This window comes from Kutzneria buriramensis, from assembly GCF_003387475.1.
Taxonomy (GTDB): Bacteria; Actinomycetota; Actinomycetes; order Mycobacteriales; family Pseudonocardiaceae; genus Kutzneria; species Kutzneria buriramensis.
This window is the reverse complement of the sequence record NZ_QUNO01000041.1, coordinates 22,807-34,265: the sequence shown is the minus strand read 5'-3', so window position 1 is coordinate 34,265 and position 11,459 is coordinate 22,807. Positions and strand designations below refer to the sequence as shown.

The following is an 11,459-nucleotide window of genomic DNA, read 5'->3' as shown; positions in this document are numbered from 1 at the left end:
CCGCGAGAACGGCGCGAACACCTCACCGGCGAACTCCTCCAGGCGGTCACGCACAGCGTCCAACTCGGCGGGCATCACTCCAAGATCATCTCACACTCCATCCCGAAGTAACAAAGTCCTACTAGTGGCTCGGCTCGGAACTCTAACCCGGTAATTGATCTTCGCTGGGGGTGGGCCAGCCTGGACCCACAGATCGACTGTGGGAGGTGGTTGTGGCTCGTCGACCCGAGGTGTTCGTCCGGGCGCTGTCGATGGAGGAAGGCCGCAAGCTTCAGCGAGTGACCCGGACCGCGAAGGGACCCGGTCAAGCTGCGGCGGGCGATTGTGGTGCTGATGTCGGGCCAGGGCCAGGCCGTCCGGGACATCACGTCGTTGCTGCAGGTCAGCGCCGACTACGTGCGCGATGTGATCCACGGGTTCAACGAGCGGGGGTTCGACGCGCTGGACCCAAAATGGACACCGTTGGCGAACTCCAGCCCACTGGCATCAACCGGTAGGACGCAACGCAGCGAAGTGTGATGTCCGGGTGGCAGCGAAAGGTGTGTCCTCCCACCACGCGTTGAGACGGTGCAGGTTGATCCCGGCCGCGGTCAGCAGGTGCTGCAAGGCGGTCTTGGCCAAGCCGTGGTAGCGGGAACGCCGGAGGCCGAAGCTGCGGGCGGCTTGAGCGACCGTGCCTTCGACGCCGGCGCGGTGCTGGTAGCGCTGCTGCCACTGCTCGGTCTGCTGCATCGTGCGCGCCTGTTGCAGCACATCATGTTGGGCACGGTGTCGCAGGGTCAGCCGACGGCCGGCGCTGGAGCGGGTGCACCGGTCACGGACCGGGCATGGTCGGCAGGCCAAGACCGGAAACCGCACCCGGACAACGGGAACACCATCCTGGGACTGGTCGGCGTTCCAGGATGTCGCGATCATGCCGGTAGGACAGGTCGCCCGCTGGCTTTCCCAGTCGATGCTGAACTGGTCCAGGGTGAACCCGTTCTCGACGCCGACCTGCCAAGCGCTGTCGGGCTTGGCAGGTCCCAGCAGTTCCATGCCGTACTTCTCCCGCGCATCAACCAGGTGTTCGGCGTCGATGTAGCCGGCGTCGACCAGATGCATCTGCGGCAATAGTTCCCGTTCGGCCAGCCTGGTGTGGATCGTCGCGGTGACGGCCATGTCCGGGACCTGGGCAGGCGTGGTGGTCACGTGTGTGATCAGGTGCGGGGCGTCCGGTTCGCAGGTCTCGGTGAGATGGACCTTGTAGCCGTTCCACGACGCCACGCGTTTGGTGCCGGTCCGGGCCTGCGGGTCATACGGCGAGCAGTAGCGGATTGTCGCCGGTGGCAAGTCTTTCTTGTCCCGCCAGCGCATTTGTCCGTCGACGACGTGGTACTGCTGCACCCAGATCTGGCGCAGTAACTCCACCGCCGCAAGTTCCCGCAACCACGCAGGTGCTGTGGACGTGGCGACCGCAGAGAGCACCACCATGCCGTCGGCGCCGACCTGGTCGGCGTGGGCGGTCCGGGCTGCCCACCGGCTTGGGAACCGGGTGTCTTCCGAGCGGGCACTGTAGCGGTCGAACCACTCCGGCTCGGCCAGGCTGGCCAGCCAGTCCGGTGCGGCCGCGGCGAGCGCGTTCAACGCGGCGCGCAGCGTCTCGGTGACGAATTGCAGCCGGTTGAGGTCCCGCACCACCGCCAGCACATGGGTGGAGTCGGTGCGCTGGCGACCGCCAGCCGTCAGCAGCCCTGCTCGGCTGGCGGCATCGATCACCGCGTCCAGCATCCGCCGCTGCATCCCGCCGTCGATCAAGCGCGTGCGGAACTCGCTGAGCACCGAGTAGTTGAAGCCCTGGTCAGCCAACTCCAGGCCCAGGGCGTACTTCCAGTCGATCCGTGCGCGAACCGCATGGGCGGCCTGGCGATCGGACAGGCCCTCGGCGAACTGCAGCACCGACACCAGCGCCAACAGTGCTGGCGAGAGGCCTGGCTGGCCGCGGCGCGGGAACGCGTCGGTGAAGTCGGTGTCGGTGAAGACCGGTCCCAGCACGTCCCGCGTTCGCATCGCCAGGCACCCCTCGGGGAACACCATCCGGGCAACGCGAGCCGTTTCGTCTGGAACGACGTCCCAGCTGCGCAGACGCAACGACACCCCAACCTCCACTGACCATCATGTCCTCTGTGACGAACATGATCATCTAGGACGCGGTAGCGCCGTCCGCATTCGCCAACGGTGTCCAAAATGGAGCGGGGGACGACCGAAGACGATCGGTGACAAGATCCGTGAGCGGATCTGTTTGATCGCTCGGACGTCCCCCGCCGACTGGGGCATCACCGCGTTCGCGACGTGGTCGCTGGCCAAGTTGCGCGCCCACCTGCTCGACCGGGGCACCGTGGTGGCCATCTCGACGGAGACCCTGCGTCGGATCCTGCGCGCCGGCGGCGTGTCGTGGCAGACCACGACCACGTGGAAGGCGTCGACGGATCCGGATTTCATCGCCAAGATGCACCGGATCCTGGACCTCTACGACCGTCCACCCGACGACGGCCGCGTGGTCTGCGTGGACGAGTTCGGTCCGCTGAACTTGCAGCCTCGCAAGGGAAAGGCCTGGCGCCCGAGCGGGAACCCACAGCGGCAGCGTGCGACCTACAACCGCTACGACGGCGTGATGCATATGCTGGCCGCTCTGGACCTGGCCACCGGGAAGATCTTCTACCGGATACGGGACCGCAAACGCCATCGCGAGTTCCTTGCTCTGCTCATGGCGCTGCGTGCCCGCTGGCCTGGGGAGAAGTTGTACGTCATCGCGGACAACTTCTCCCCGCATCGCCACCCGAAGGTCCGCGCGTGGTGCGCGGTCAACGCGGTCGAGTTGGTGTTCCTGCCGGCCTACGGCTCGTGGTTGAACTGGATCGAGGCCGAGTTCGCCGCGCTGCGCTACTTCGCGCTCAACGGGACCGATCACCGCAGTCACGTCGAGCAGAACGCCGCGATCGCGGCCTACGTCCGCTGGCGCAACGCCCGTGCTCGACCCAAGACCGGGTTTGCGACCGACTCACCGATCCGGTCCTGGACCCATTACCCGACCAAGGTCGCGTGACGAGCCACTAGCTTGCGCTGGAAGGTCGAGGGTGACAACCAGGACCGGTGAGGATCAACTCGGGATGGACACCTGCCCGGTGCGCAAGCGGGTCGAGAGCCATCGGCGCGCCACGATGTGCGTGCTGACGCATGCCGTCCAAGCGGTTACGCGCACCCGGCTGGTGTGTGTGGGATGTTGTCCGCGCAGGGACGCGTTCTGCCGGTTCGGAGCCACCCACTCACGGCCGCCGTCGATCTCTGGCTTGTCGATGCTCGCACCAGCGGTAGGTGGCCTGCGCCCCATCCGAGCTGTCGTACCCCGTGCGCCTCGCAGAGCCTGGTGCGAGCTACCGCTGCTCGGGCCAACCACAAGTCGCGGTCGACGCCGGCATCCGTCTGGTCGTCGCCGGCGGCGCAACCGCGACGTCCAACTACGCCGAGGTGATCACGCCCCATCCAAACGACCCGACTGGACACTTGATGGACTGGCGAGAAGACCACAACGCCACGCACCACACGGTCCACGCCCGCTCAAGCACACGCCGGCGCGGATGAAGGGAAGATCTCGCAGGACCACCGGCGCGCGGCCAGCGCATCGGTTCGAACGTCACATCGGGCCGACCACGGGGGAGTATGCAGCGAGGTCGACGAGAAGTGGAAGAGTTTCGGCTGGTGCGGGCATTGCGGCTACTTCAAGGGACACCTGTTGTGCTTGCCGACGGGCCAGCGCGGCGGTGATCGGGTCGGTGAAAGGCGGCACTTGGTGTGTATAGCGGGACAGTCTGGCGGCGGAGAACAGCCGCAGCCGTTTGGTAGGGTTGATCACCAGAAAGTGCTCCTGAACTGTTCAGACATGATCATCGTCGAGTCATATCCTTACAGTTCAGGAGCGCCTTTCTTTGTATTGGCGCCTATCGAGTTGAAATGCCAGGAAGCGGCTGGCTAGCCCCAGTTACAGTTTTGGCCTGTTGTCTTCAGGGTCATGAGGTACCAACACCGGTTTTGATTGTTGGGGAACGCGTAATCAACCGCACCTCCGCCGCACGGGTAAGTTACCATGTCGTTCTTCATGTCATTGCCAGCGTGCCAATCGAAATTTACGAAGAAGTACTTGTCCTTGTTTGGGTCGAGCCAGAAGTTTGCGCTGTTCTTTCGGGTGACCTTGTAGCTGTTTGCGGTATTCCAGGACGAGCAGGGGTCGTTGAACGTCGTAATTGAGATAGTGTGTGAATGGCCGTCGAGTTTGAAGTGGAACAGGTGGCATTTGCTTGTGTCGGCCGTGCAGGTGCTGGTTCCGGCATCAAAGGGAACGATGGAAACGGCCATTGCCACGCTGGATGTGACCAGCCCGAAGGCCGCGGCTACCGCAGCCACACTGAGAGACCTGAGTATCGATCTGAAGCGCATGTGATCACCATTTTCGTTGGACGGTGGACCGCTAGTGTGCAGGTGCCTGTCAGTCCCGTCGGGTACCTCCGAGGTCGCCCGTGCCGGCAACACAGATCGCGCCGCGGGCTGAGTGGTAGCCGCGGGATTATCGTTCGCGGCCGGCGGAGCCCCGTGTCAGGCGCCGTTACCGCACCGTGCCAATGCCGCGTACTCACTCCGTTTCCGGGCGCGACTGACGCCGACGGTGTGCTGGTGGTGCCAACGGCTAGAGGTCGGGGGCTTCTCGTCGGCCGCGGCCGGCCACGCGACGACCGTGACGCAGAGTCCACCCGGCGCCACGCCGAGCGTTAGGGTGGTCAAGCGACTTTTTTTGGGCACGGTCTACTCTCTGAGGCTTCCGGTTGAGCTTTCTTGCTGTTTATCACATCCATGCGGCTCGGCTGGGGAAGAAAGTTCGCCAACGAGTAAATTTCGAACGTTAACCATGGAATTCCGTGAATGGCGGACCTGTTGCTGGACGCGTGGGCGCTGGTCCGCCGGTAGTGGTCCGACACCCGAATTGCTTCACCGCTGCCCTGGCAATCCAGGCTGAGAGCGTCGTCGACGACGGGGATGGTGACAGCCGGTCTGGCTCGGATGTGCATCCGCAATGTCGGCGCCTTCACGACCATCACGTGCTCGCGATTCGATCGGGAATGGGAGGCGCGGATGGCCGCCGCCAACGCCGATGGCCAACGGCAATGCGGTCGTGTGTTCGAGTTATGCGGGGTCTTCAAACTTGGCCGGGCGCGGTGACTTTGTTGGTGACGCTGTGTGTGCGTAGGCGTTGGTTCTTGGGGGTTGCGGAAGCCCTAGGCGTTGCGGCGGCGAGTTTGATGGCGCGGTTGATGCCCTCGCTCTCGGCGTTGGTGGTGCCGGTGCGCAGGAACGGTTCGATGCCCTCCCACCAGGTCTCGATGGTGGTGGCCAGTTGCGTGATCTCGGTGATGCCGCTGTCGGCGCACCACGTGTAGAAGCTGTACAGGCGCCTGCGCACCACGGCCGGCTCGAACTTCTCGCGGTTGCAGGCCAGGACGCCACGCAGTTCTTCTTTGGCGATCTAGGCGGTGAGGATGCTGGTGCCGATCGGCCTGGCCGCTTCGAGTTTGGTCCACATCGTGGTGACCTGCTCGTCGGTGAGATCTTCCCGGTTGCGGGTCAGGCGGTTTCGGGCGATCCATTCCGGGTCGGTCTTGTGGCCCCGGCGGCCGCGGTTCTGGAAGGTCAGCCGCCGCCGCACCTCGCACGGTGCCTTGTTGGCCAGCTGCACCACATGAAAGTGATCGACCACGATCGTCGCCGCAGGCAGTGCCTGGCGCATAGTGGCCTGGTAGCAGGCCGACATGCAGCGACGCCGCCGACGTCGCCATCGCGCTTGGCGCGGCGCCCTCGGCCGGGGTGAAGGCCGCCATGCTCGCCGTGGCGATTCCGGTTCCGGTGATCGCCGCCGGGGTGGCGTTGCTCCGCCACCTGCGCACGCGCTGAGCCGTTCGGGCCTCGGCAGGCCGCTGGTGTCCACGGCCACCATCAGGCAGTCATGGACACCAGTCTGACCGGAGTGAACTCAGTCCAGGTCAGAACGCGCCTGGCTCAGCGCAGCGACCGACAGGTCAGCGAAGGTCGCCCGTTGGTCAGTGCCGCTCACCGGGGCGCCCTCCTCGGCGTGGCTCGTGCCGAACACGTGCTTGAACAGGCCGAAGGTCTTGTTGACTGCAGCAATCTGGGCAAATCCCACCGCCGCCACCTCGACCGCGCCACACAACAGCGGCGGCACGTCGGTGACGAACTGGAGCGGCTGCTCCGGCGCCTCGGCAACGACCACGGCCACGGCGGCCTCAACACGGTTCATGATCTACCTCCCGTTTTCCTTCACTGACGAGATGAACCCAATCAGTGGGATTCAGCGCACGCATCATCCGATACGTGGAGTGGACGAGTGGCTTCGCGCACAGTGGAGGGGTCGAGAGCTGGCGCGGTAGCCTTTTCTGACGGTAGGTCACGAAGCTGCCGCCTTGTTCGATCTTGGTGAAACTATCAGTCGCCAACTGTCGGATATGTCGTCCGTCACGAAGGATGCAGGCATCACGGGTCTTCAAACTTGGCCGGGCACGGTCACTTTACTGGTGACGCTGCGTGTGCGTAGGCGTTGGTTCTTGGGGTCGCGGAAGCCGTAGGCGTTGCGGGCGGCGAGTTTGACGGCACGGTTGATGCCCTCGCTCTTGGCGTTGGTGGTGCCGGTGCGCAGATCTTCCCAGTTGCGGGTCAGGCGGTTGCAGGCGATCCACTCCGGGTCGGTCTTGTGGCCCCGGCGGCCTCGGTGCTGGAAGGTCAGCCGCCGCCGCACCTCGCACGGCGCCTTGTTGGCGAGCTGCACCACATGAAAGTTTGGCCGTGGCCACCACTGTTCCCGCCGCGTGCAGTAATCGTGTGGTCAGTCGGACCTGAGCCGGCACGAGCGGCACCGTCTGCCGAACGTCCTCTTCGGACATTCGGCAGACCGGCAGCGCCATCGCTGCTTGTGCCAGGTCAGGCGGATGCTCTCGCCACCAGAGGGCAGATCCCGCGGGCGGATGATCACCCACTCCTTGATCACATGCACAACCGGCGTGCCGTCGACATCGAGCTCCACGTGATCGACGGCCGGGCCGTCCAGGCCGAGCAGCAAGGTCGTATCGTTGTGCACGCCCGTGGTTCTTCGGTCAGGTTGCGTAGGAACGACCATGATCACAAAGAGCCACGGGTCCTTCGTGTCCAGCCCCGAAGGCTACGGTCCGCTACCCGCGATCACTCTGCCCGGACAACTTCGAAGACCCGTTATGCGCCGTGGCCGGGACGTAGTGGGGGATGACGTCACCAATACCGTGCGCAGCAGGCTTGCTGCCGATGGCAAGGCCGCCTTGCCCGCTTGTACTCGCCGTGTGAATAGTTGCTTCGGTTTTTCATCGTTTTGAGGATTGTCTGAATATCCTGCGATCTGATGCTCTTTGCGTATGTGGGGACCACGCGCTTTCTGTCTGGTGGCAGCTGTTGTCTCGGTGTGCGCCATGACTGCGCCGGTCAGCGTGGCCGCTGGCACTGCTGCTGCCGAGCAGGCCGTCATCGTGGTGCTGCGCGACCAGCATCCGAATCTCAAGCCGAAGATCCAGGCGCAGCAGCGACAGCAGGCCACCGCTGCCGACCAGACCGGCATCGTCGGCGCGCTGAGGGCGTCCGGGGCGACCGGCATTCAGCAGTTCAGCACGGTCAGCGCGGTCGCCGCCCATGCCGACGCGGCCGAGGTGGCCCGGTTACAGGTTGATCCGCAGGTCGCCGCGGTGGTGCCGGACCGGATGATCCCATTGCCGCATCAGCCGAGCGCGGCAACCGTGAATGCTAGGTCCGGCACCAATCCGGCCGCGTCGCTGTGTCCTTCTGACCCGAGCCGGCCGTTGCTGGAACCGGAGGCGCTGAGCTTGACCGGCACCGCCTCGACCGACCCCAGCCGGCCCACCGCACAGCGGATCGCGACCGGCAAGGGCGTGAAGGCCGCGTTTCTGGCCGGTGGCATGGACGTCGACAATCCGGAGTTCGTCCGTCCCGACGGCAGCCATGTGATTTTCGATTACCAGGACTTCTCCGGCGACGGCACTCAGGACCAGACCGGCGGCGCCGAGCCGTTCGGCGACGCCAGCGCGCTGGCCGCGCAGGGCAGCAGGGTCTACGACTTCGCCACCGCGCTGCCGCATGCTGGGCTGCCCACGGGATGCACGTTCCGGATCCGCGGTTTCGCACCGGACATCTCACTGGCTGCGATCAAGGTGTTCGGCCAGAAGGGCTCGCCGGAGTCCGGGTTCGTGCGCGGCATCGACTATGCCGTGACCCACGACAAGGTCGACGTGCTGTCGGAGTCCCTCAACGCGTACGCCTTCCCGGACGGCGCGAACGACCCGATCTCGCTCGCCAACGCGGCTGCTGCCGCCGCCGGGGTTACCGTCGTGGTGTCTTCCGGGGACGCGGGGCAGTCCGGGACGGTGGGCGATCCGGCCACCTCGCCGGACGTGATCTCGGTCGGTGGGACCAATGCCTACCGGATCAGCGCACTGGCCAAGGGCTACCCGGGCTACGTGAACAACAACATCACCGCGCTGTCCTCCGGCGGCCCGAGCCTGGACAACCGGTACATCGACCTGGTGGCCCCGGCGATGAACGGGATGGCCGCCTGCACGGTTGACAAGGACCACTGGCCCGACTGCTCGGGCCCGACCCAGGTGTTCGGCGGGACCAGCCAGGCGTGCCCGTTCGCGGCCGGGGCGGCGGCGCTGGTCATCCAGGCCTACGCCGATGCCCATCAAGGCGCGAAGCCAATGCCTCAACTGGTCAAACAGCTTCTCACCGGCACCGCGACCGACCTTCACGCGCCCGCTGACGAGCAGGGTTCCGGGCTGCTCGACAGCTACGCCGCCGTGCGCGCCGCGCAGGCGATCGGCACCGGCAGCGACACCAGCTCCGCGCTGATCCCGTCCACGACCCAGGTCGACGTCACCGGTGCGGCCGGCAGCGTGCAGCGCGCCTCAGTGACGCTGACCAACACCGCGAGGCGGCCGCAGGTCGTCACGCTCGGCTCGCGTGCTCTAGGCCGTCAGGTCTTCTCTACGGCCAGGACCGTCCAGGTCACCGACGCCGCGCCCCCGCAGACCAGCGGTCCAGGTGAGGACCCACTTGCCGCACCGACGACCACCTTCACCGTTGCTCCCGGGACACAGTGGCTGCGGGCGGAGATGGCGTGGCCGGGTATCGCGACGTCGGGGCAGCTCAGCTTCGAGCTCTTCGACCCGGCTGGACGGCTGGTGCAGGCGTCCTACGACTACGGATTCGCCAACCACCAGGAGGCCGGGGTGCAGGACCCGACCCCGGGCACCTGGACGGAGAAGGTCCTCTGGGGCCCGAACTGGGCATGGTACGACGGCCCGCCGAACACACCGGGCAGCTACCGCGGCCCGGTCCACCTCCAATTGACCGGCTTCGACCACACCTCGGCCGGGATCGGCCCGCAGACGAAGATCATCCCTGGTGGTAGTTCGGCCACGTTCGACGTGGCCGTGCCGCTGCCCGACCAGGCCGGAGACGCACCCGCCTCGCTGCAGGTCGACTCCGGCCTGGGCACGCGCCTGTCCGTGCCGCTGGCTCGTCGGACGCTTGTTCCGGCCCCGGGCACGTTCACCGCGACGATCACCGGCGGGGTGGGCCGCGGCATCGACCAGTATCTTGGCTATTACCTGGACGTGCCGGCCGGCCAGCCGGACATGACCGTCGACGTGACCGCGCCGGACCCGAACACCATGCTCGCGTTCTACCTGGCAACACCGGACGGGCAGATCCTGGCCAGCGATGTCAACCAGGTGGAGAGCAGTTGGGGCAGCGGCCATGGGCCGGCCACGGGCGCGGCCACCATGGTGGTGAACCGGCCGGCGGCGGGGCGCTGGCTACTGATCGCGCAGGTGGTCGGCAACGTCAGCGGCAACGACATCAGCGAGCAGGTGCACGGCACGGTACGGTTCGGCTCGGTGCGGGTGTCGGCCACCGGGCTGCCAGCCGGGGCACCGCTCAGCGCGTCGCGAACGGCCAGCGTGACGGTGACCAACACTGGAGCGGCCGGGGCGTACTTCTTCCTCGACCCACGGCTGGACCAGCAGGCCGACCTGGCCATGAAGCCGACCTCCGGGAACACAACGCTGAACCTGCCCGAGGACACCGCGACCACGTCGCCGCCGTCCTGGCTGGTTCCGCCGCACACCGGCACAATCACCGAAACGGTGCATGCGAGCCTGCCGGTGGGGGTCTACCTGGGTTACGTCGATGGCAATCCGAGCGTGCACGGCAGCGGCAGCCACGTGGTGCTGGATGTGTCGGCTGGTCAGGTCGCGTTCGGACAGTGGAGCACCGACATAGGCGAACTCGGCCCGTTCCACGGCACCGCGGCACCGGGTACGGCGACCGCGACGCTGACCGCGCGGACCCAAGCGTTCGACCCGGCGGTCATGTCGTCGACCGGCGACTTCTGGCTGTCCTCGGTGGGAGGCCCGGCCGGGGCGCCGGTGTTCATCCCGGCCGGTGGCAAGGCGACGCTGCCGTTGACCATCAAACCCACCGCGGCGCCGGGCAGCACGGTGCATGGCACGGTGTACGTGGACACCTGGAACAATCTGGCCGGCCAGGGGTGCGAGCTGACCGGCCTGCCCTACAGCTACAGGGTTGGCTAGATCAACGATCCCCTGCGGGCCAGGATTTCGGTGCCGGCCAGGCACTGACCGGATCGTGACCGCCGGACTGACAAGGCCCGGCACTCCCGAAGCTGCGGCGAGCCCCAAAGTAGGGCTCTTGTAGCTGATCAGCGAGCCGGACCTGATCCATCCGGGTCGTCGGCGGAGAGTGGACGGTTGACCAAGGGCCTCCAGGCCCACCTGGAGGTCGGACTTGTCCGTCAGCGCCTCGATGATGTTGGCCCGCTGCTGGCGGGCAAGGTCGAGCACGCGCTGGGAGGCCGGGCGCAACTGGCCGATCCGGCCGGCGAGGCCGGCCAAGCCCTCAGCGCCGGGGTGGTTGTGTTGCCAGCGGGCGAGTTGGTTCTCGAGCGTCAAGTGTCCGTCCAGGTCCTCCCGGTACATACGCTCGACGTGCTCGAGGGTGGCGTCATCCAGGCTGTAGGGGCGGGCGCCGGCCAGCAGATGGTGTTGTTCGGCCGTGCCGTCGAGTATGTCGGTGACCATCTGGGCGATCGTGGCAGCATCGTGATCGGCTGCCAGTTCTGCTCCGGAGTACCGGTTATGGCCGCAGAGCCTGGCGCACCTGCTGTTCGGCACGTCTATCGGTCCGTGGCCGCCGCGGTGACGACCGTGGTCGTTGTCCCGCATCAGCGCGAGGAGCGGCGGTCTCGATCGTGTCTGTTGTGACCGGGGGCGCGCGTGGATGACGTCCCAGATGAGGAATGG

At 66.3% G+C, this 11,459-nt stretch carries 9 protein-coding genes and 1 pseudogene; 4 read left to right on the top strand and 6 right to left on the bottom strand.

Annotated features, from left to right (window positions below; genetic code table 11):
• The first annotated feature begins 309 nt into the window (after positions 1-309).
• Positions 310-519, top strand: coding sequence for a helix-turn-helix domain-containing protein (locus tag BCF44_RS58425; protein WP_425460130.1), 210 nt, complete (start codon positions 310-312; stop codon positions 517-519).
• Here BCF44_RS58425 and BCF44_RS53875 read toward each other — a convergent pair.
• Complete coding sequence (locus tag BCF44_RS53875; RefSeq protein ID WP_379801617.1) at positions 487-2,133, bottom strand: IS1182 family transposase; 1,647 nt, start codon at positions 2,131-2,133, stop codon at positions 487-489. The two genes, BCF44_RS58425 and BCF44_RS53875, sit on opposite strands and share 33 nt — an antisense overlap.
• On the opposite strand from BCF44_RS53875, the gene BCF44_RS53870 reads away from it, so the two are divergent.
• Positions 2,045-3,082: an IS630 family transposase gene (locus BCF44_RS53870; protein WP_425460129.1), complete on the top strand. Its 1,038-nt coding sequence runs from the start codon at positions 2,045-2,047 to the stop codon at positions 3,080-3,082. The genes BCF44_RS53875 and BCF44_RS53870 overlap by 89 nt on opposite strands.
• 923 nt (positions 3,083-4,005) lie before the next feature.
• Here BCF44_RS53870 and BCF44_RS55150 read toward each other — a convergent pair.
• The 5 genes and pseudogenes from BCF44_RS55150 to BCF44_RS57250 form a co-directional block, all read right to left on the bottom strand.
• Positions 4,006-4,437 (bottom strand): hypothetical protein, encoded by a 432-nt coding sequence (locus tag BCF44_RS55150; RefSeq protein WP_147329086.1) that lies wholly within the window; start codon positions 4,435-4,437, stop codon positions 4,006-4,008.
• Positions 4,438-5,224: 787 nt separating this feature from the next.
• Positions 5,225-5,836: pseudogene (locus tag BCF44_RS58420) on the bottom strand (ISL3 family transposase).
• Positions 5,837-6,055: 219 nt separating this feature from the next.
• Complete coding sequence (locus BCF44_RS53855; RefSeq protein ID WP_147329085.1) at positions 6,056-6,319, bottom strand: hypothetical protein; 264 nt, start codon at positions 6,317-6,319, stop codon at positions 6,056-6,058.
• Between the two features lie 264 nt (positions 6,320-6,583).
• A complete protein-coding gene (locus tag BCF44_RS57255; protein WP_211353701.1) occupies positions 6,584-6,865 on the bottom strand; it encodes a transposase in 282 nt (93 codons plus the stop codon).
• Positions 6,866-6,922: 57 nt separating this feature from the next.
• A complete protein-coding gene (locus BCF44_RS57250; RefSeq protein ID WP_211353700.1) occupies positions 6,923-7,156 on the bottom strand; it encodes a transposase family protein in 234 nt (77 codons plus the stop codon).
• A 379-nt stretch (positions 7,157-7,535) separates the two neighbouring features.
• Between BCF44_RS57250 and BCF44_RS53845 the strand changes: the two genes are divergently transcribed.
• Complete coding sequence (locus BCF44_RS53845; RefSeq protein ID WP_116182366.1) at positions 7,536-10,730, top strand: S8 family serine peptidase; 3,195 nt, start codon at positions 7,536-7,538, stop codon at positions 10,728-10,730.
• Between the two features lie 177 nt (positions 10,731-10,907).
• Complete coding sequence (locus BCF44_RS53840) at positions 10,908-11,420, top strand: hypothetical protein (RefSeq protein WP_116182365.1); 513 nt, start codon at positions 10,908-10,910, stop codon at positions 11,418-11,420.
• Positions 11,421-11,459: the final 39 nt, after the last annotated feature.